We start from the raw sequence: 20,703 nt of genomic DNA on the forward strand, positions 1-20,703 counted from the left end.
TCAGCCGAAGAGGTCCGGCTGGGCCGGTTCGCGCAAGTCGCGACGCAATGCAGGACTGTCGCAGTCGCCGCGCGGACGGTAATCCACCGTCTCGACGAAAGGTGCGACCTTCTTCACCGGCACGCGCAGACGGACGAGGTCGTCGTAGCGGATGCGCCGATGCGCGCGCATGGCGATCATCTTGTCCACGGTTTTCACACCGAGGCCCGGCACCCGCAGGAGCATGTCGCGCGATGCGCGGTTCACGTCCACCGGGAAGCGCTCGCGATGGCGCAATGCCCAGGCGAGCTTGGGATCGACGTCGAGGGAGAGCATGCCGTCGTCGCCTGGCGGCGCGATTTCGTCGGCGGCAAAACCATAGAAGCGCATGAGCCAGTCCGCCTGGTACAGGCGGTGCTCGCGCACCAGCGGCGGCGGCTTCAGCGGCAGGATCTTCGACGAGTCCGGTATCGGGCTGAAGGCCGAGTAGTACACGCGGCGCAAGTGGTAGTTTGTGTAGAGGTTCGTGCTCGCTGCGAGGACGTCGCGATCGCTAGCGGCATCCGCTCCGACGATCATCTGCGTGCTCTGCCCTGCCGGTGCGAAACGCGGCGCCTTCTTCTCGGCCTTCGCCTCGTCGATCGAAAGGCGCAGTCGTCCCATGGCGCTGCGAATGTCGCCCAGGTCTTTCTCCGGCGCGAGCGCCTTGAGTCCGCCTTCAGTAGGCATCTCGACATTGATGCTGAGGCGATCGGCCCATCGGCCCGCGGCATCGATCAGCTCGGGCGCGGCGTCGGGGATGGTCTTGAGATGGATGTAGCCCGCGAACCGGTGTTCCGTGCGCAGGGTGCGCGCGACGCGTACCAGCTGTTCCATGGTGTAGTCGGGCGACTGGATGATGCCCGAGGAGAGGAACAGCCCCTCGATATAATTGCGGCGGTAGAACGCCAGCGTGAGCTCCACGACTTCCTCGACCGTGAAGCGTGCCCGCTGCACGTTGCTGCTGCGCCGGTTCACGCAGTACACGCAGTCGTACACGCAGAAATTCGTCAACAGGATCTTCAGCAACGAGATGCAGCGCCCGTCGGGCGCATACGCATGGCAGATGCCCATGCCCTCGGTCGAGCCGATGCCGCCGCTCTTGAGCGAGTTGCGGCCCTTACCGCCGCTCGACGAGCAGGATGCATCGTATTTCGCGGCGTCGGCGAGGATGGCGAGCTTTTCGGTGACGTTCATGGGGAGATTCATGGTGCCAAAACGCCCTGCCGCGCGCGTGAAGACCGTTATGATCGTCGCCTCACCAAGGAGCCCCCCATGGACCTCGTCATCCGCCACGCCAACCTGCCCGACGGCCGTATCGACGTGGACGTCGGCATCGAGGGCGGGCGGTTCGCCGCGATCGAGCCGGCATTGCCGGTGCGGGGCGCGGAGGAGATCGACGCCGCCGGGCGCCTGGTCTGCCCGCCCTTTGTCGACGCGCACTTCCACATGGACGCCACGCTGTCGCTGGGCCTGCCACGGCTGAATACCTCGGGCACGCTTCTGGAAGGCATCGCGCTCTGGGGCGAGCTGAAGCCGGACCTGACCCAGCAGGCCCTGGCGGACCGCGCCATGGCCTACTGCGACATGGCCGTGGCGCAAGGCCTGCTGGCGATCCGCAGCCACGTCGACGTCTGCGACGACCGCCTGCTCGCCACCGAGGCACTGCTCGACGTGAAGCGTCGTGTCGCGCCCTACCTGCACCTGGAGCTGGTCGCCTTCCCGCAGGACGGCCTGTTGCGCGCGCCGACCGCCCGCGCCAATCTCGTCCGCGCGTTGGACATGGGCGTGGACGTGGTCGGGGGCATCCCGCACTTCGAACGGACGATGGCCGACGGAGCTGACTCGATCCGCTGGTTGTGCGAGCTCGCCGCCGACCGCGGCCTGCGCGTGGACATGCATTGCGACGAGTCCGACGACCCCCTGTCGCGGCATATCGAGACGCTGGCGGCGGAAACGATCCGCACCGGGCTGCAGGACCGTGTCGCCGCGTCGCACCTGACGTCGATGCATTCGATGGACAACTATTACGTGTCCAAGCTGCTGCCGCTGATCGCGGAAGCCCGCGTGCATGCCATCGCGAACCCGCTCATCAACATCACGCTGCAGGGCCGCCACGACACGTACCCGAAGCGACGAGGCATGACCCGCGTCCCGGAACTCATGGATGCCGGCGTCAACGTCGCCTTCGGGCACGACTGCGTGATGGATCCCTGGTACGGCATGGGTGCCGCCGACATGCTGGACGTGGCGCACATGGGCCTGCACGTGGCGCAGATGACATCCACCAAGGGCGTCGCGCGATGTTTCGACGCCGTCACCACGCACGCGGCGGGCGTGCTCGGCCTGGACGATTACGGTCTCGCCCCCGGAAACCGCGCGGACTTCCTGCTGCTGCAGGCCGGTGACGTGCATGAAGCGATCCGGCTCAGGGCGAACCGCCTGCTGGTGGTCCGCGAAGGTCGAATCCTGTCCCGCTCACCTGAACGGCTTGCACGCCTAGACCTGCCGGAACGCCCGTCAGAGCTCACTCTCGAGTTCCGGCCGGGGTCGATTTCCTGAACCCGGCGGTTCAATAGCTGTCGCGACAGTGAACGCTTTCGCGGGACTTTCGATTCGTAGGACTTCGCGTTCAGCCTCGCCTTCCTAGCATCCGAATCGTCGATCGGCCGCGTGACGCGCGGCGTGACGATCGCACCGGGAGACAGGAATGAAAACGATGCTGCGCACCGCCTTCGCCGCCCTCGCGATGGTCGCTACCACCGCGGCCTTCGCCGACGATCATCACGGCCACGATCGCGGCCGCCACGGGCACGATGACCGTCGCGACGGCGGTCGCTGGCGCCACGACAACGGCTGGCACGGGCATCGTGGTCCGCCGCCGCGCTACTACGGGCATGGCCACGGCTATTACCGTCCGGCCCCGGTGTACTACCACCACCCGGCGCCGCGTTATTACGGCCACTACGGCCACTGGGAGCGCGGCCACCGCTACGGCGGGCGCCACGTCGTTGTCTACGACTACGGCAGCTACCGCCTGCGTCCGCCGCCGCGGGGCTACCACTGGGTTCGTGAGAACAACGACTTCCTGCTCGTGGCCATCGCCACCGGCGTCATCCTCGACATCGCCACCCGCTGATCGGAGAAACACCTCATGAAGATCCTTGGCAAGCTGGTTTTCTCCCTCGCCGCCGCCGGCGTTATCGCCCCGGCCTTCGCTTTCGCGCCGGCTCCGGTGCAGGACCATCGCGACTGGCACGACGACCGCCACGATGACCATCACGACAACCGGCATGACGATCGCCGCGACCACCACGACAACGGCAATCACTACGGACACGACAACCATCGCGGCGACTGGCACCCGGGTCCGGGCGGTCATTGGGAACGCGGTCACCGCTACGACGGGCGCGTCGTCATCGTGAACGATTACCGCGTGCGCCACCTGCGGGCACCGCCGCGCGGTTACCACTGGGTGCGCGCGGACAACAACGACCTGCTGCTCGTGGCGATCGCCACCGGCATCATCGCGGACATCGTCTCGCAGTAAGTTCCGCAGCGCACAACGGCATTCGAAGCCTCCCCTGCCTATACTCGTGCCGGGCCCCATGTTGGGCTCCCACAATTCGGGGAGGCTTCGATGCTGCAACAGTACGGTTTATGGATCGCGCTGGCATGTGCGGTCGTCGCGATTCTGTACGGCGCGCTGTCGGTCAGTTGGGTACTGGCGAGATCGCCGGGCAACGAACGCATGCAGGAGATCGCCGCTGCCATCCAGGAAGGCGCCCGCGCTTACCTCAACCGCCAGTACGCCACCATCGGTGTCGTCGGCATCGTACTTTTCCTTCTCATAGGCATCTTCCTCGACTGGGGTACCGCGATCGGCTTCGCGCTGGGGGCGATCCTCTCGGGAGCCGCCGGCTACATCGGCATGAACGTTTCGGTTCGTGCCAACGTGCGTACCGCCGAGGCCGCCAGGAGCGGCCTTTCTTCTGCCCTCGCAGTGGCCTTCCGTGGCGGCGCCGTCACCGGCATGCTGGTCGTGGGCCTTGGCCTGCTCGGCGTGGCCGGCTATTACGGCGTGCTCACCCACATGGGGTATGAGCAAACGCACGTGTTGCACTCGCTGGTCGGCCTCGCCTTCGGCTCCTCGCTCATCTCGATCTTCGCGCGCCTTGGGGGCGGCATCTTCACGAAGGGTGCCGACGTGGGTGCCGACCTCGTGGGCAAGGTGGAAGCCGGCATTCCCGAGGACGACCCGCGCAACCCGGCCGTGATCGCCGACAACGTGGGCGACAACGTCGGCGACTGCGCCGGCATGGCCGCCGACCTGTTCGAGACCTACGCCGTGACGCTGATCGCCACGATGCTGCTGGGCGGCGTGATGGCGGCGGAAGTCGGGCCGAACGGCGTCCTCTTCCCGCTGGTGCTCGGCGGCGCGTCGATCGTCGCCTCGGTGATCGGCACGTACTTCGTGAAGACGCGCGGCGGCAAGATCATGAACGCGTTGTACGCGGGCGTGGCCGTGTCTGGCGTACTCGCGGCCATCGCCTTCTGGCCGATCACGCAGGCGCTGATGGCCGACTCTGGCGCGGGGCCGGGCCGCATCTACGGCTGCACGCTCATCGGTCTCGTGCTGACCGGCGCCATGGTGGTCATCACCGAGTACTACACCGCTACCGAATACCGGCCGGTGCGTCACGTGGCGCAATCGTCCACCACGGGCCACGCGACCAACATCATCGCCGGCCTGGGTGTCTCGATGAAATCCACCGCGCTGCCGGTGCTCGCCGTTTGCGCGGCGATCTGGGGAGCCTTCGCGCTGGCGGGCCTTTACGGCATCGCCATCGCGGCCACGGCGATGCTGAGCATGACGGGCATGATCGTGGCGCTCGACGCGTACGGCCCGATCACCGACAACGCCGGCGGCATCGCCGAGATGGCCGAACTGCCGGCCGAGGTGCGCGGTGTGACGGACCCGCTGGACGCGGTAGGCAACACCACCAAGGCCGTGACCAAGGGCTACGCCATCGGCTCGGCCGGCCTTGCCGCGCTGGTGCTTTTTGCCGATTACACGCATAACCTCGGCCTGCATTTCGGCGGCACGCCGGTGACGTTCGACCTGTCGAACCACTACGTGATCATCGGCCTGCTGATCGGCGGCCTCATCCCTTACCTTTTCGCCGCCATGGCGATGGAAGCGGTCGGTCGCGCAGCGGGGGCGGTGGTGGAGGAAGTGCGCCGCCAATTCCGCGAGATCGCCGGGATCATGCAGGGCACCACCAAGCCGGACTACTCGCGCGCGGTGGACATGCTGACCCGCTCCGCCATCCGCGAGATGCTGGTGCCGTCGCTCCTGCCGGTACTCGTGCCGGTCGTGGTGATCTTCGGCTTCAAATGGCTGGGTGGACCGCTGGCCGGGGCGCAGGCCCTGGGCGGCGTGCTGATCGGCACCATCGTCACCGGTCTCTTCGTCGCCATTTCCATGACCACCGGCGGCGGCGCCTGGGACAACGCCAAGAAGTACATCGAAGACGGCCATCTCGGCGGCAAGGGATCGGACGCCCACAAGGCGGCGGTGACGGGCGACACCGTTGGCGATCCGTACAAGGACACGGCGGGCCCCGCGGTGAATCCGTTGATCAAGATCATCAACATCGTGGCGCTGTTGCTGATTCCGTTGCTCTGATCCCGCATGGGGGGCGCTCCCGATAGGGAGCGCCCCTGCCGGAAGTCATGGCTTCGCCAAGCCGATCGCTGAGCTAAGGTCCGGATTCCGCTCCACATACGGAAACGAACCGATGCATCGACGCTGGATTGCGCTGGCCCTCGCCCTTACCTTCTGTGGCATGACACACGCCACCGACACCCCGAAGACCGCTCCCTCGCCCGCCAGTCAGGCCGGCGCCGAGGACGAAAACCTCTGGCTCGACGACATCGACGGCGCAAAGCCGCTTGAATGGGTCAAGGCACGCAACGCCGATACCGTGGCGAAGTATGCCCAGGGCCAGGATTTCAAGACGCTGGACGCGCGCATCCTCGAGGTGCTCGATTCCGAGGCGAAGATCCCGATGGTCAGCAAGATCGGCGACCACTACTACAACTTCTGGCGCGACAAGCAGCATCCGAAGGGCCTCTGGCGGCGCACGACGCTGGCGGAGTACCGCAAGGAATCCCCCGCGTGGGAAACCGTGATCGATCTCGACGCGCTCGCCGCGACGGAAAAGGAAAACTGGGTGTGGCACGCCGCGCAGTGCCTCAAGCCGGATTACCGCAGGTGCCTCGTCTCGCTTTCGCGCGGCGGTGCCGACGCCGACGTGGTCCGTGAGTTCGACCTCACGACCAAGACCTTCCTGAAGGACGGCTTCACGCTGCCGGAAGCCAAGAGCCAGGTCGCCTGGATCGACGACGACCATCTTTACGTGGCGACGGACTTCGGCCCCGGTTCCATGACCGATTCGAGCTACCCCCGCATCGTGAAGGAGTGGAAGCGTGGCACGCCCCTCTCGTCCGCGACCACGGTGTACGAAGGCAAGAAGACCGACATGTCGATCTGGGCCTTCCGCGATCGCACGCCGGGCTACGAGCGCGACTTCGTGTCGCGCGCGCTGGAGTTCTACAACAGCGAGACCTTCCTGCGTGGCAAGGACGGCAAGCTCACGAAGATCGACGTGCCGAACGATGCCGAGACCGATGTCGAGCGCGAATGGCTACTGGTCGAGCTGCGCACGGCCTGGACGGTGGGCGGCAAGACCTATCCTTCCGGCTCGCTCCTGGCGGCGAACTTCGACGACTTCATGGCGGGCAAGCGCGACATCGTCGTGCTGTTCACGCCGGACGAGCACACCTCGATGTCCGGCCATTCGTGGACGCGGCACCACCTGATCCTCAATGTGATGCGCGACGTGGTGAACGAGGTGCGCATCCTCACGCCGTCCGCCAAGGGCGAGTGGAAGAACGAGGTCCTGGGTGGCGCGCCCGCGCTGAGCACCATGCAGGCCGCGGGCATCGACGCCGACGACAGCGACGAGTACTTCCTCACCGTGTCGGGTTACCTCCAGCCGACCACGCTGTACTACGGCGTGCTTGGCCACGGCGATCGCGAGGCGCTGAAGCACAGTCCCGCGTTCTTCGATGCCTCGAAATACGTGGTGAGCCAGCACTTCGCCACCTCGAAGGACGGCACGAAGGTGCCTTATTTCGAGATCGCGCCGAAGTCGATGAAGGCGGATGGCCGCAATCCGACCCTGGTTTACGGCTATGGCGGTTTCGAGATCCCGTTGCAGCCGATGTATTCGGCGGGCGTGGGTCGTGCCTGGCTGGAGAAGGGCGGCGTGTACGTCGTGGCGAACATCCGCGGCGGCGGCGAGTACGGCCCGCGCTGGCACCAGGCGGCGCTGAAGGCCAATCGGCCGCGGGCTTATGAGGATTTTGCCGCGGTGTCGCAGGACCTGATCGACCGCAAGATCACCAGCCCCAAGCACATGGGCATGATGGGCGGCAGCAACGGCGGCCTCCTCGCCGGCAACATGCTGACGAAGTACCCGCAGCTGTACGGTGCCGTGGTGAGCCAGGTGGCCCTCCTCGACATGAAGCGCTACCCGCACATGTCGGCTGGCGCGTCCTGGATGGCCGAATACGGCGATCCGGACAAGCCGGAGGAATGGAAGTACATCCAGACCTTCTCGCCGTACCACAACCTCCATAAGGGCACGACGTACCCGCCGGTGCTGTTCACCACCTCGACCCGCGACGACCGCGTGGGCCCGGTGCACGCCCGCAAGATGGCCGCGCGCATGCAGGCCATGGGCTTCGACGCCAGCTTCTACGAGAACATCGAGGGCGGCCATGGCGCGGCGGCGGACAACAAGCAGTCGGCCTTCATGAACGCCCTGGCGTACACCTACCTCTGGGAACACCTGAAGTAGGACCTGGCGGCCCCAGGGTTCCCCCCGGGGTGGGCGGGCCGTATCCTATACGGCCCGCCTAACCCCTAGAAGAATCAAGGAACCCCATGGGTCTGCACCTCGTTTCCGCCGGCCGCAACGTGCCGGACGAAATCAACGTCATCATCGAAATCCCGAAGGATGCCGAGCCGGTCAAGTACGAAGTCGAGAAGGAAAGCGGCGCGATCTTCGTCGACCGCATCCTCTCCACGCCGATGCGCTACCCGTGCAATTACGGCTACGTGCCGGGCACGCTGGGCGGCGACGGCGACCCGCTCGACGCCCTGGTGATCCTCCCCCTCTCGCTGGTGCCGGGCTCGGTGATCCGCTGCCATCCGGTCGGCATGCTCAAGATGACCGACGAAGCGGGTGCCGACGAGAAGCTCGTCGTGGTGCCGGTCGAGAAGGTCTTCGCCGGTTACGCGCACATCCGTGACATCAAGCAGGTGTCCGGCCACTGGCTGGAGCGCATCGGCCACTTCTTCGAGCACTACAAGGATCTCGAGAAGGGCAAGTGGGTGAAGGTCGACGGCTGGGTTGGCGCGGACGAGGCCAAGGCCGAGATCACGGCCGGCATGGGCCGCTACAAGGCCGACAACTAAGCGCAGCGTTGCGGGGCCGCGGACGCGCCTTCCGGGCGCGCCGCTGGCTCGCAGGGTCTCTCAGCCGCGGCCGAGCAATGCGCGCAAGTCGATGATCGCCGCGTTCGCGCGGGACACGTAGTTGGCCATCACCAGGGAGTGGTTGGCGAAGAAGCCGAACGGCGAGCCATTCAGCACCACCGGGCTGCCCAGCGACTTCTGCGATTCTTCCAGCTCCCGGATCACCTGCTGCAGGCTCGCGTCGGCATTCTTGCTGCGCAGGATCGGGGCGAAGTCGTGGCGGATCGCCCTCAGTTGCTCCAGCAAGGTCCAGGTGTAGCCGCGGGCCTCGTAGAAGTTGTCGTCGATCTTCGACCAGGGCGTCTTCACGTAGATCGCTTTCGCCGGCCCGGCATTCGCGCCAACGGCCGCATCCGGCGCGGCATCCACTTTCAGCTGCCCCACGCTGGCCGACAGACGCTGCGACAGCGAGCCCAGGCGCGCCGACACCGTCTGCAGGTAGTCGGCGAGGTTGTCCGCGCGCGCGTAGAAGTGCGCGTTCGAATCCGCGGCGTCGGACAGTCGCGAGAGGTAATTGCCGAGATCGTCCACCGCCTTGCCGTACTGCGATTCCGAACTGGGCAGCAGCCAGCGATCGTTGGGGCTGTTGAGCAGCGGATCGGCCTCGCCAAGATCCTTGTCCTCGGTGGACTGCGTCTGCGAGCGACTGAAGTCGTTGCGCAAGGCGCGCGCCAGGTCGCGCGAGGCGGTGAGCGAGCCGAATTCCCAGTTGGGGACGTTGTCCATGAACACGCCGGGCGGCAACCTGTCGTTGCTCAGGTAACCGCCGCGCTTGTCCATCAAGGTTTCGACCGAGCGGATCAGCGTGTACGTCGTGACCGCGCCGGTGCTCATCGGCCGGCCGATGTCCTTCATGTGTGTCGTGGTGACCGCGACGGGGTCGAATGGCGCGGGCTCCTTGTCCCACCACCACATGAGCACCAGGACCAGCAGGATCAGGAAGGCCAACGGCAAGGCGATCGCCAGGCCGAGCGGGTTACGCCGGCGACGTGCCGGCGCGGGGGTGGCGGTCGCATTCATGGGCCTTCCTTTTCGTCGCGAACGTGAGCGCCTAGCTTACCTTGCTCAATGCGCCGAAGGCGCCGCGGTGTCGCCCTTCGCGCCGAGGTTCTCCAGCAGGGTGGCCATGTCCTCCGCGTGTTCTTCCTCCTGCGCGAGGATGTCTTCCATGATGCGACGGGTGGTCGGGTCGTCGTCACCGATGTACTGCACGATCGCGCGGTAGCTGTCGATGGCGATGCGCTCGGCGACGAGGTCTTCCTTGATCATGTCGACCAGCGTGGTGCCTTCCACGTAATCGGCATGACTGCGGGAAAGCAGGCCGTCCGGATTTAAATTGGGCGTGCCGTCGAGCTGGGTGATGCGCTCGGCGATGCGGTCGGCGTGCGCCTGTTCCTCGTTCGCGTGCTCGAGGAATTCCGCCTTGACGCTCTGCGAATGGATGCCCGGCGCCATGTAGTAGTGGTACTTGTAGCGCAGCACGCAAACCAGCTCCGTGGCGAGCGCCTCGTTGAGCAGCTTGATCACGGTTTCGCGATCCGCGCGGTAGCCGGACGTCACCGCGCCGTTGTCGATGTGCTCGCGGGCGCGCTTGCGGATGTTCTCAATATCGCTGATGAAGGGCTTGGATACCGACATGCCTCGTCTCCTGGGGATGGGACTGGGAAGACGAGGACGGTAGGGCTCCGGGCGGGAAATCCCGGTGAAGGATCGGGCCGTTTAAGGCATCCGCCCGGTCAGACGCTGACGTTGCGCGGCGAATAGGCGCGCATGAACATGTCCACCGCGGCCAGGGCATTGGCCTTGACCTCTTCGGCGAACTGCACGGCGCAGTCTTCGCAGCCGAACAGGCGGCGGATCAGCAGGTCGCCCTTGAGCAGGGCCAGGAACTGCGTGGTGGCGCGGGAAACGTCGGGGATGTCGAGCTGGCCGCGCGCGGCCGCGCCTTCGAGCAGGCGCTGCATGAGCTTGTGCATGCGCACCGGGCCTTCTTCCCACACCAGCCGGCCGAAACGGGGATTGCCGCCCGAGTGGCAGTCGGAAAGGATGGCGCGGAAGGTACCGACGGACTCCGTATTCGTTTCCATGGCCGCGTGACGGCTGGCGATGTTGGTCAGCGTGGCGCGGATGTCGGCGCCCTGGCTGAAGTCGAACAGGTCGTCCGGCAGGCGCTCCTGCACATGGGCGCGGATGACCTCGCGGAAGAGGTTGTCCTTGTCGCCGAAATGGCTGTAGACAGTGAGCTTGGACACGCCCGCGGACGCCGCGACGGCGTCCATGCTGGTACCCGCGAAACCGCCCTGGGTGAAGAGCGCCTTGGCCGCGTCGAGAATGGCCGCGCGCTTCTCCATGTCCTTCGGACGCCCGGGGCCCTGGGTCTTGAGTTTCGGGCTGGCGTTCATGGCTGCACCTTCACAAACAGAGATTATGACTTTATTATACGCGGCGGTTCAGTTATTTCCAGCAGGGTCCTGAGCGCCTCGTCTACCTTAGAATGGTAAATGGGGGTGCAACGGCGGTTCCCCATGGGATCGGGGCCCGACGCCAAGGGTTGTTCAGGTACCTGAGGCCATCCGGCGCGACTCGGGCATGACTTCCGTCAGTCCCGTCCGGTGACTTCCGGCACTTCGTCCCGGGGCACCGGCACCGCAGCCTTGAGCTATTGGGAAAACGGGCGCTAAGCGCTTATCCTTCCGAATCTTTTTGCAGCTTTCGTACGGAATACCACCATGGCGATGAATTTCGAGCAGGCCCGGCAAAACATGGTCGAGAACCAGGTGCGTCCCTGGGAAGTCCTCGACGCCGATGTCCTCGATACCCTGAAGAGCGTTCGCCGCGAGGATTTCGTCGCGCCGGCCCACCGTAACGTCGCCTTCGCCGACCTCACCCTGCCCCTGGGCCACGGCGAAGTGATGATGAAGCCGGTGATCGAGGGTCGCGTGCTCCAGGCCCTCGCGCTCAACAAGGTCGACGAGGTGCTCGAGATCGGCACCGGGTCCGGTTACCTCACCGCCTGCCTCGCCCGCCTCGCCAGCAAGGTCACCAGCATCGACATGCATGCCGATTTCGTCGAGGCCGCGCGTGCGCGCCTCGCCGCCGCGGGCGTGGCGAACGTGTCGCTGGAAACGGCCGAGGCCGTCAACGGCTACACCCCGGCGGGCGTTTTCGACGCCATCGTGGTCACGGGCGCCGTGCATGCCGTTCCCGAGAAGTTCGTTCGCTGGCTGAAGCCGGGCGGACGCATGTTCGTGGTACGCGGCGATTCCCCCGCGCAGACGGCGGTCCTGCTCACCCATGAGGGTGAAGGGCGCTTTCGCGAGGAGTCGCTGTTCGAAACGGACCTGCCGTACCTGGCGCATGCCGCGCCGGTGAAGCGCTTCGTGCTCTGACCCACCAGCTACCCATCACTTACAAGGCGAAACCATGCGCTTGAAGCTGCTCACCGTCGCGCTGGCACTGGCTGCGATGCCTTTCGCGAGCCAGGCGGAAGACTTGCTCGACGCCTACCGGCAGGCCCGGGCCAACGACCCGGTGCTGTCGCAGGCCGATTCCAACCGCCTCGCCACGGGCGAGGGCGTGGTCCAGGCACGCGCCCTGCTGCTGCCGCAGGTCAACGCGCAGCTCAGCCTCAACCAGAGCGACCCGAACGGTCCGTCGCGCTCGTTCGTCACCGACGCCGCCGGCAACCCGGTGGTCGACGGCGCGGGCAACCCGGTCCTCACCGGCGATGCCGGCCACACGCGCACCCGCGACGTCAGCGCCACGATCAACCAGAGCGTGCTCGACCTCAGCCGCTACTCCGACTTGAAGGCGGCGAAGTCGTCGTCGCAGGCGCAGGACGCCACTTACGAGGCCGCCCTGCAGCAGCTCGCTACCCGCGTGGCCACGGCATACTTCCAGGTGCTGACCAACGACGACGCGCTGACCTTCGCCAAGGCGAACGAACAGGCACTCGCGCGCCAGCTCGAGCAGGCCCAGCAGCGCTTCGACGTCGGCCTCTCCGCCATCACCGACGTGCAGGATGCCAAGGCTCAGCACGACACCGCGGTCGCCGCCGTCATCACGGCCGAGAACACGCTGGCCGACTCGCGCGAAGCGCTCACCCAGATCACCGGCAAGCCCGCCGACAACCTGAAGAAGCTGCGCGAGCAGCTGCCGATGGAAGCGCCGTCGCCGAACGATCCGAAGGCCTGGGTGGCCGAAGCGGTGAAGAACAACCCGTCGATCATCGCATCGCAGTACAACGTCGACTCGGCCGAGCACAGCATTTCGTCCGCGCGCGCCGGCCACCTGCCGACGATCGACGCCACGCTCGGCTACAGCAAGACCACGGCCTGGACGCAGAATGCCGGTACCGCCACCACGGCCGGTACGCTGGGCAACGGCGGCAACGGTCGCGGCGGCACCACCGTCGGCCTCACGCTCAACGTGCCGATCTTCTCCGGCGGCGCCACGCAGTCGCGGGTTCGCCAGTCGATCTACCAGCGCGACGCCGCGCAGGACTCATTGGAAGGCACGCGCCGCCAGGTCGTCCGCGACACGCTGAACTTCTATCGCTCGGTCGTTGCCGGCATCAGCAAGGTCGAGGCGACCAAGGCCGCGGTGGAGTCGTCGGAGAGCGCACGCGACGCGACGCAGGCCGGCTTCGAAGTGGGTACGCGCACGATCGTCGACGTGCTGATCGCGCAGCAGAACCTCACGCAGGCACTCAGCGATTACTCGCAGGCCCGCCACCAGTTCATCCTCGACAAGCTGCTGCTGAAGCAGACGGCCGGCACGGTGGACGTGAAGGACCTCGAAGCGGTGAACGCGCTGCTGCAGTAACGCGAAGCGGACGTGCCGTGCGTTGAAGAACGGGCCACCATGTGGCCCGTTTTTTTTTTGCCTATTCCTGCAACAGCCGGTCGACCAGCTCCATCACCTTGCCCACCGATCCGCGCTCGCTGTCGAACACGTGACGGGCGCGGGTGCCCATCGCCTCGCGCCGTTCCCGGTCGCGAAGGAGCGAAAGCACCTGCTCGCCGAGATCATGCTGGTCAGCGACGCGCTGACCGCCGCCTTCGTCGAGCAGGGCCTGGGTGATTTCCTCGAAATTGAACGTGTGCGGGCCGACCAGGACAGGCTTGCACAGCGCGGCCGGCTCGAGCACGTTGTGGCCGCCGATGGGCACGAGGCTGCCGCCGACGAAAGCGACATCGGCCGAGGCGAAAAAGCGCAACAGCTCGCCCATGGAGTCGATCACGAAACACTGCGTGGCGTGCCCGGGCGCGCCGTCGGCGCTGCGCGTGGCGACGTTGAACCCGAGGCTCCGCACGGCCGCTTCCACGGCCTTGAAGCGTTCCGGGTGGCGGGGCGCGATGAGCAGGAGGGCGTCGGGCAGGCGACGCATCACGTCGAGGTGGGCCTCGAGGACGCACATCTCCTCGCCCTCGTGCGTGCTGGCCGCGATCCAGACGGGGCGACCCGTGCCCCAGGCTTCGCGCATCGCCGTGCCGGCTTCGAGCGCCGCCTGCGGCACAGGCATGTCGAACTTGAGGTTGCCGGCCACCGTGAGCTGGCTCGGCTCGGCTCCGAGCAGGCGGTAGCGCGCGGCGTCGGTGCGCGATTGCGCGGCGATGTGGCTCACGCAGCGCAGTGCGCGCTTCACCAGCGAACTCATGCGCGCGTAGCCGCGCAGCGAACGTTCCGAGAGGCGCGCGTTCGCGATGAGCAGGGGAATGCCGTGACGGCGGCACGCGAAGTAGAGGTTCGGCCAGATCTCCGTCTCGACGATGACGGCCAGTCGCGGCCGCGTGTTGCGCAGGAAGCGCTTGACCGCGAACGGCAGGTCGTAGGGCAGGTAAACGCTGTGCACGCTGTCGCCGAACAGCTGGCGCACGCGCTCGGAGCCGGTCGGGGTCACGGTGGTGACCAGCATGGGCGCGCGCGGGTAGGCCTCCATCAGGGCCTTCACCAGCGGCTCGGCGGCGTTCACTTCGCCCACCGACACCGCGTGCACCCAAAGGCAGCCCGCCAGACGGGGCTCGCGGAACCGGCCGAAGCGCTCGCGCCAGCGCACGTGGTAATCGCCATAGCGCATGCCGCGCGCCATCAGGCGAAGCATCACCAGCGGCGTGAACAGGTACATGGCGAAGTTGTAGAGCAGGCGCAGGAGCACGCGTATCCCAGGTATTGCCGATAGCCCGGCAGTATAGCCGCCCCCATTCGCTACAATGCCCGGCCATGCCCGGTATGCCCCGTCCCCAACTCACGCGTGCCCTGCTCGCGCCCCGCCACTGGCCGGCGTGGCTGGGTGTCGCCTTCATCTGGCTCATCGCCCACCTGCCGTTCCGCCTCCTGATGCGCCTGGGGCGTCTGGCGGGTCGCCTGGCCCTGCACCTCAATCCCGAGCGGCGGCGCGTCGCGGCGACCAACATCGCCCTGTGCTTCCCCGAGCTCGATGCGGCAGCGCAGGCGGCCCTGGTGCGCGCTAACCTTTGCGACGTGGGCATGATGCTGGCCGAATTCGCGCTGGGCTGGATGGGCTCGGATCGCGCCATCGCCAACGTGCCCGTCACCGTCGAAGGGCTCGAGCACCTCGAGACGGCGCGCAAGGCCGGGCGTGGCGTCCTCCTCGTCGGCGGGCACTTTTCCCACCTGGAGCTGTGCGCCCGCCTGGTGTCGCAGCGCATCCGCATCGCGGGCATGTACCGGCGGATGGACTCGGACGTGTTCGAGTTCGCGGTCCTGCGTTCGCGCCTGCACTACGCGTCCGCGATGTTCGAGAAAGACGACATCCGCGGCACGGTCAAATACCTGAAGTCCGGCGGCACGCTGTGGTACGCGCCTGACCAGGACATGCGCAGCAAGGACAATGTCTTCGTGCCGTTCTTCGGCGTGCAGGCCGCGACGATCACCGCCACTCACCACCTCGCACGACTCTCCGGCGCGCTGGTCATTCCCTTCTACCATCGCCGACTGCCCGGCGACGCCGGCTATGCCATGCGCCTGGGCGCGCCAATGGAAGCCTTCCCCAGCAAGGACGCCGCACTAGACACGGCACGCGTGAACGCGCAGATCGAGCAGATGGTCCGCGAGGCCCCCGAGCAATACCTCTGGGTGCACAAGCGCTTCAAGACGCGTCCACCGGGCGAGCCGAAGGTTTATTGAATCACGGGAGCGTTCGCCCTGGCCGTTCGCGCGCCAGCGCGCTTCCCACAGCAGATGGCGTTACGTGTTCGTGGTGTGGGAAGCGCGCTGGCGCGCGAACGGCCGGAGCGAATCACAACCAGACCGCATCCCAGTACGGATACTCCAGCACCGCTCCCGCCAACCCGGCCCGCACCGGATTCGCGACGACGTAACGAGCAGCACGCTTGATATCGTCACCCGCCCTCAGCGCCCGGTCGTGAAATCCCTTTTGCCATAACCCGGGCGTTCCGAGTTCGCGCGAGGCGATGCCTTTGAACCGGGACATCGCGCGAGACAGCGGTTCATCGCCGAGTTCGATGAGGCCATGCCAATGATCGGGCATCAGCACCCAGGCCAGACATGCAGAGCGCGGCCATGTGTTTGCTGCGTGGCATATCCGGGCCACCACTCTCGCCTTGTCGTGATCCCTGAACAGAGGAAGGCGCGACGCCGTGGTCGTCGTAACGAGATAAACGTGACCTGGCAGCGACACCCGACCGGAACGAAACGCGTGGCTGTGAAATCGGATTGGCACCGATGCAGGGTCGAGCATCGAGAATGATCGGGAAAGTGGATTCGGGCTCGGATGAAAGGGCGCCGTAAGCTCGTTCGCGCGCCAGCGCGCTTCCCACAGCAGATGGCAACGGCGCTCACCATGTTGTGGGAAGCGCGCTGGCGCGCGAACCGGTTTTTCGAACCGTTCGGCTTTCGCTGATCTTTCCATATGCCGAACGCTGACAGAACCGCGAGAGGGATGATGTCATGCTGAAAGCCTCCGGAAAATGGACGCGCGTAGAACGTGCGTCGTGGTCACGAAACGGATCTTCCCATGTCATCCATTCTGCGTTTTGTACGCTCGTTGAGCGGGCGTGTCGGCTCGCACAGCACACGCGGGCGTGGCCTTAGTGCCACGCTTACCTACATCGGTCGCTGTATTGCGCGCTGGCGCCAGCACGATGCCTGGCTTGCCTTCCTCGAGTCGGCACCGATGGCCGGTATCGCGTCGATCGATCGCGTGTTGCCTGAGCGCTATCAGTACCGTTACATCAACCTCACGTGGAGCAGGCAGCAACGATTGCAGGCTTTGCGCGACCACTACGACTTCGCCCTCGCCCGCTTCCCGCGATCGCTGTTCCACATGCTCTATCGCGAGCGCCAGCTGCTTATCGGCAAACTGCGCTTGCGTGACGGCGACCATCTCTCGCTCTTCCTGAAGGCCCCTTTTCGTCGCAGTCGCGAAGGCGAAATCGGTCTCTTGCTCATGGACGCGAATGGCCTGCAGATCTCCTGCGCCACCATTACGATCATCGGTGGCGGCCAGGCCATGGTCATCGGATGCCTGCAAGGCGCCTCCAAGGACGCCGGGCGCGAGGTGGTGCGCGATCTCACGCGCCAGTGCCACGGCCTGCGACCGAAGAACCTCCTCCTGTCGATGATCCGCGCACTGGCCGAGGCACTCGATATCGAGCGTGTCGCTGGCATCGGCAATGCCGCCCATGTCTTCGCCGGCATCCCCGACAAGGTCAAGGCCGACTACGATGCGTTCTGGATGGAAGCCGGCGGCGTCCTGGGTGACGACGGCTTCTACGAGCTTCCGCCGCGCGAGCCCGTGCGCTGCGCCTCGGAGATCGAAAGCAAGCGGCGCGCCGAATTCCGCCGGCGCGAAGCGCTGCGCAGTGAGGCCTGCGAGTTACTCGTCGCGACGTTCGGTTTCGAACGGACGGCGGTGGCGCTCGCCGCCTGAGTGGCGAAGCTCGTAGAGCTTGGCGTATTTCAGGAACGCATAGAACGCGTGCACGCGGGCCGCGACGAAGCCCGCCCAGCCCCCGCGCCAATGACCACGCCAGAAGTAGTAGCGGGCGAAGGCGATAGCGGGATAGAAGACCATGCGCAGCCGAAGGAAGCGCGGCACGCGCGTATGCCGGTCGCGCACCTGTAGCGAGGAATAGCGATTGGCCTTGTCGACGCGGCCTTCGATGTCACGTTCGCCGTAATGGTCGATGATGGCATCGAGTCGGTGCACGGGGCCGTCGACAACGACGCTCTCGTGTACCTCGTGCCCGCTCATCCGCGCCCGCGTCCTGTCGAACAGCCGAACATAGTGGTTGAGCCGCGCGCGATCGGGCTGCCAGCGCCAGAACACCCATTCGCGGCGGAGCAGGACGTAGCCGGCGGCATCCGGCGCCTCCAGCACCCGGCGAATGTGCTCGGCAGCCGTTGTCGTAAGCGCCTCGTCGGAGTCCAGCAGTAGTACCCAGCGATGCCGCGCACGATCGATGGCCGCCTGTTTCTGCGCGCTATACCCGGCGAACGGCTGCACCTCGACACGCGCGCCGTGTTGGATGGCGATGTCCCGGGTGGCGTCGCTCGATCCGGAATCGAGGACAACGATGTCGTCCGCGAAGGCGACGGAAGCAAGGCAGGCGCCGAGGGTCGCGGCATTGTCGAACGTGGTGACGACGACGGACAGCGGCTCACGCACCTCGCCGGCCCCCCGCGTCGTCGGGAAGGTCGGCGAACAGGGCGGCGACCCATACTGCGAACAGCCACGCCGAGAGCAACCCCCACCAGGCCGAATAGAAGGCCATATGCGTGTTCAGGGGGAACAGGATCGCCACGAGGGCCACGGTCGCCGGAAAGGCCCGCGCGCGCGCGACGGGACCGGCTCGCCACCACGTGCGAACGGCGAGCACGACAGCCGCGAGCCACGCGAGCAACCCGATCGTGCCGGTTTCCGTCGCCACCTCGAGCAGCACCTGGTGCGCATGGCATGCCCCCTCACCTTCCCCGCACGCTTCCATCGTGAGGAAGTGGTCGTCCGGCGACGCGACCGACGGATAAGCCACGCGGAAGCCGCGCACGCCGACGCCGTTGACGGGATGCGCCGCATAGAGGCGCGCCGCCGTCGTCCAGATGTCGAGTCGCCCCGTGAGCGCCGAGTCCACGCCCGCGGACGTACCGGAGAGCGCCGGTGCCGTGTGCGCCACACGATCGCGGAAGCGCGGCGAGACCTGCCAGGCGAGCGTTGCGGCCACCGCCACGACCAACCCGGCGCCGAGGCACGCGGCGGCGAAGCGACGGACCGACCCGGCCTCGCGCCACAGGAAGGCGACGGCCACGAGCGCGTAGCAAAGCCAGGAGGCGCGCGATCCGGAAAGCAGCACCGGCCCGAGCGCCAGCAGGAACGCCACCACCAGCCCACGGCGACCCCAGCGCTCGCGGGCCGCCCAGAGCAGGAAGGGGGACAGGGCGGAAAGCGCCGGTCCGAGTTTCAGGTTCGTCGCGCCGAAGATGCCCGACAACCGCTCCGGATCGGATGCCCCGGCGAGGCCGTAGCCGGTCACCGCCTGGACCCAGGCGTCGGCGACCCAGACGGCAATCACCGCGGCGGTTGCCACGTACAGCGCGCGGACCTTGCCGGGCCGACGCATGGCGAAACAGGTGTACACGCCGAGCGGTGCGAAACGGAGGATCCCAGCCACCGTGCCCCAGCTCTTCCCCGGCGCGACCGCGTCGACGGCCGATATGAGCGCCGCGCCCGCGTACGCGGCGAACAACCAGAGGAAAAGACGGGCGCCGGGGTGGTGTCGCAGGGACGCGGGTTCCCGCACGAGGAGCAGGATGCTCCCCACCAGCGCCAGGAAGACGCCCAGCTCGGCGCTACGGCCGAGGGGCAGTAACGCCGGGACCAGCCAGATCGGAAGCAGCGGCGAGGCAAGGCCCGCCCGGATCGCCGCGCCGGGGCTGCGCCCGCTCACGCCGCGGGCACGCCTTGCACCACCTCGGCGTAGAGCGCCAGCGTGGCGGATTGCATATCCGCCAGCCGGTAGCTGCGCGGCGGCGGGATCGGCGGCGCGAAGCGCAGCAGTTCCGCCGCGCGCTCGACCAGCTTCTCGCGATCGCCCAGCGGCACGCGCCCCGCGGGATACAGCTCCGCCAACAGTTCGCCGACACCGCCGTGCGCGTAACCCATGACCGGCCGGCACAGGGCCAACGCCTCGACCACCGTACGCCCGAAGGACTCCGGGCGTCGCGACAGCTGGAGGATCAGGGCGGACATCGCGTAGACATCGCGCACATCCGCGCGCTGCGGGGTGATCACCACCTTGTCGTCCAATCCACGCTGGTGGACCAGGGCGCGCAATTCCGCGATGTAGGCTTCACGCCCCGGCTCGTCCGCCCCAAGCAGGAGCAGGCGCGCGTCGATGTCGCGTTGGGCGAGGTCGGCGATCAGTTCGATGGCGTCGGCGTGGCCCTTCAGCCGCGTGCCCCGGCCCGGCAAGGTGAGCAGCGGCGCGCCCGCCAGTTGCGGGTACTGCTCGAAGAAGGCTCGCTGCCAGGTGTCGTCGGGGCGATAGCCGTAAGGGAACGCGTCGGTGTCGATGCCGCGTGGGATCACCGTGATGCGTGCCGTATCGACGTCGTCGGGGTAATGCCGGAGCACGTAGTCGCGCAGGGTCTGCGAGACCACGATCACCCGCTCGCCGCGCATGAGGATCGCGCTATAGCGTCCCGGCGTGTTCAGGCCATGGACGGTGGTGACGAAGTGCGGCCGGGGCTTCATGCCGCGCATGGCCCACCAGCCGATCCACGCGGGAAGGCGCGAGCGGGCGTGCACGATGTCCGGCTGCAGCTCGCGCAGAAGGTTGCGCAGCTTGCCCACGGTGAACAGCGTGCCGAAGGATTTCCTGCCGATGGGAAGCGTGACGTGCACGCTGCCCTCCGCCTCCAACTGCTCGACCATGCGCCCGCCGGCGGACACGACGATGGAGCGGTGGCCAGCCTCGACCAGGGCGCGACCGATTTCCAGGGTCGAACGCTCGGCGCCGCCCGAGTGAAGGGCGGGGATCAGTTGTACAACGGTCATCGTCCGGTTGGCGGAGACGGTGGCCATGGGTCGGTCCGAT

The 20,703-nt window shown here is 66.8% G+C and carries 19 protein-coding genes; 10 read left to right on the forward strand and 9 right to left on the reverse strand.

Features of this window, described 5'->3' with window-relative positions; genetic code table 11:
- A complete protein-coding gene (locus ACQKIE_RS05985; RefSeq protein WP_427456846.1) occupies nt 1–1,215 on the reverse strand; it encodes a putative DNA modification/repair radical SAM protein in 1,215 nt (404 codons plus the stop codon).
- Nucleotides 1,216–1,293: 78 nt separating this feature from the next.
- Here ACQKIE_RS05985 and ACQKIE_RS05990 point away from each other — a divergent pair, with 78 nt between their 5' ends.
- The 6 genes from ACQKIE_RS05990 to ppa all read left to right on the forward strand — a co-directional run bounded on the left by ACQKIE_RS05990 (nt 1,294) and on the right by ppa (nt 8,566).
- Nucleotides 1,294–2,580, forward strand: coding sequence for an amidohydrolase family protein (locus ACQKIE_RS05990; protein WP_427456848.1), 1,287 nt, complete (start codon nt 1,294–1,296; stop codon nt 2,578–2,580).
- Nucleotides 2,581–2,728: 148 nt separating this feature from the next.
- Nucleotides 2,729–3,157 (forward strand): RcnB family protein, encoded by a 429-nt coding sequence (locus ACQKIE_RS05995; protein WP_427456850.1) that lies wholly within the window; start codon nt 2,729–2,731, stop codon nt 3,155–3,157.
- A 15-nt stretch (nt 3,158–3,172) separates the two neighbouring features.
- On the forward strand, nt 3,173–3,568 hold the full coding sequence (locus tag ACQKIE_RS06000) for an RcnB family protein (protein ID WP_427456852.1): 396 nt from the start codon (nt 3,173–3,175) through the stop codon (nt 3,566–3,568).
- A 90-nt stretch (nt 3,569–3,658) separates the two neighbouring features.
- On the forward strand, nt 3,659–5,707 hold the full coding sequence (locus ACQKIE_RS06005; protein ID WP_427456854.1) for a sodium-translocating pyrophosphatase: 2,049 nt from the start codon (nt 3,659–3,661) through the stop codon (nt 5,705–5,707).
- Between the two features lie 160 nt (nt 5,708–5,867).
- On the forward strand, nt 5,868–7,946 hold the full coding sequence (locus ACQKIE_RS06010) for a prolyl oligopeptidase family serine peptidase (protein WP_427458385.1): 2,079 nt from the start codon (nt 5,868–5,870) through the stop codon (nt 7,944–7,946).
- 86 nt (nt 7,947–8,032) lie between these two features.
- Nucleotides 8,033–8,566, forward strand: coding sequence for an inorganic diphosphatase (ppa, locus tag ACQKIE_RS06015; protein ID WP_427456856.1), 534 nt, complete (start codon nt 8,033–8,035; stop codon nt 8,564–8,566).
- A 60-nt stretch (nt 8,567–8,626) separates the two neighbouring features.
- On the opposite strand, the gene ACQKIE_RS06020 is transcribed toward ppa, so the two are convergent.
- From ACQKIE_RS06020 to ACQKIE_RS06030, 3 genes are all read right to left on the reverse strand, one after another.
- The gene (locus ACQKIE_RS06020; protein ID WP_427456858.1) at nt 8,627–9,646 is read right to left on the reverse strand and encodes a DUF2333 family protein; all 1,020 of its coding nucleotides are present in this window, start codon (nt 9,644–9,646) and stop codon (nt 8,627–8,629) included.
- Between the two features lie 45 nt (nt 9,647–9,691).
- The gene (locus tag ACQKIE_RS06025) at nt 9,692–10,264 is read right to left on the reverse strand and encodes a ferritin-like domain-containing protein (RefSeq protein WP_427456860.1); all 573 of its coding nucleotides are present in this window, start codon (nt 10,262–10,264) and stop codon (nt 9,692–9,694) included.
- Between the two features lie 98 nt (nt 10,265–10,362).
- Entirely contained in the window at nt 10,363–11,028 is a 666-nt protein-coding gene (locus tag ACQKIE_RS06030) for a TetR/AcrR family transcriptional regulator (protein WP_427456862.1), read from the reverse strand.
- 327 nt (nt 11,029–11,355) lie between these two features.
- Between ACQKIE_RS06030 and ACQKIE_RS06035 the strand changes: the two genes are divergently transcribed.
- Nucleotides 11,356–12,015 carry a protein-L-isoaspartate O-methyltransferase family protein gene (locus tag ACQKIE_RS06035; RefSeq protein WP_427456864.1) on the forward strand — a complete coding sequence of 220 codons (660 nt, stop codon included), beginning with the start codon at nt 11,356–11,358 and terminating at the stop codon, nt 12,013–12,015.
- Between the two features lie 34 nt (nt 12,016–12,049).
- A complete protein-coding gene (locus ACQKIE_RS06040) occupies nt 12,050–13,450 on the forward strand; it encodes a TolC family outer membrane protein (RefSeq protein WP_427456866.1) in 1,401 nt (466 codons plus the stop codon).
- A gap of 61 nt (nt 13,451–13,511) precedes the next feature.
- Here the strand turns inward: ACQKIE_RS06040 and waaA are convergent, their stop codons facing one another.
- Nucleotides 13,512–14,777: a lipid IV(A) 3-deoxy-D-manno-octulosonic acid transferase gene (gene waaA / locus ACQKIE_RS06045; protein ID WP_427458387.1), complete on the reverse strand. Its 1,266-nt coding sequence runs from the start codon at nt 14,775–14,777 to the stop codon at nt 13,512–13,514.
- 80 nt (nt 14,778–14,857) lie between these two features.
- Here waaA and lpxL point away from each other — a divergent pair, with 80 nt between their 5' ends.
- A complete protein-coding gene (gene lpxL / locus ACQKIE_RS06050) occupies nt 14,858–15,775 on the forward strand; it encodes an LpxL/LpxP family Kdo(2)-lipid IV(A) lauroyl/palmitoleoyl acyltransferase (protein ID WP_427456868.1) in 918 nt (305 codons plus the stop codon).
- 112 nt (nt 15,776–15,887) lie between these two features.
- On the opposite strand, the gene ACQKIE_RS06055 is transcribed toward lpxL, so the two are convergent.
- On the reverse strand, nt 15,888–16,520 hold the full coding sequence (locus ACQKIE_RS06055; RefSeq protein WP_427456870.1) for an REP-associated tyrosine transposase: 633 nt from the start codon (nt 16,518–16,520) through the stop codon (nt 15,888–15,890).
- A 105-nt stretch (nt 16,521–16,625) separates the two neighbouring features.
- On the opposite strand from ACQKIE_RS06055, the gene ACQKIE_RS06060 reads away from it, so the two are divergent.
- Nucleotides 16,626–17,540: a VirK/YbjX family protein gene (locus ACQKIE_RS06060; protein ID WP_427456872.1), complete on the forward strand. Its 915-nt coding sequence runs from the start codon at nt 16,626–16,628 to the stop codon at nt 17,538–17,540.
- Here ACQKIE_RS06060 and ACQKIE_RS06065 read toward each other — a convergent pair.
- The 3 genes from ACQKIE_RS06065 to ACQKIE_RS06075 are packed head-to-tail and all read right to left on the reverse strand — an operon-like array spanning nt 17,487 to nt 20,690.
- Nucleotides 17,487–18,278, reverse strand: a complete 792-nt coding sequence (locus ACQKIE_RS06065; RefSeq protein ID WP_427456874.1) for a glycosyltransferase family 2 protein — start codon at nt 18,276–18,278, stop codon at nt 17,487–17,489. The genes ACQKIE_RS06060 and ACQKIE_RS06065 overlap by 54 nt on opposite strands.
- Nucleotides 18,271–19,554 carry an O-antigen ligase family protein gene (locus ACQKIE_RS06070; RefSeq protein WP_427456876.1) on the reverse strand — a complete coding sequence of 428 codons (1,284 nt, stop codon included), beginning with the start codon at nt 19,552–19,554 and terminating at the stop codon, nt 18,271–18,273. The genes ACQKIE_RS06065 and ACQKIE_RS06070 overlap by 8 nt, the downstream gene beginning before the upstream one ends.
- Nucleotides 19,551–20,690 carry a glycosyltransferase gene (locus ACQKIE_RS06075; RefSeq protein WP_427456878.1) on the reverse strand — a complete coding sequence of 380 codons (1,140 nt, stop codon included), beginning with the start codon at nt 20,688–20,690 and terminating at the stop codon, nt 19,551–19,553. The genes ACQKIE_RS06070 and ACQKIE_RS06075 overlap by 4 nt, the downstream gene beginning before the upstream one ends.
- Nucleotides 20,691–20,703: the final 13 nt, after the last annotated feature.

This window comes from Luteibacter sp. NPDC031894, assembly GCF_050273135.1.
Classification (GTDB): domain Bacteria; phylum Pseudomonadota; class Gammaproteobacteria; order Xanthomonadales; family Rhodanobacteraceae; genus Luteibacter.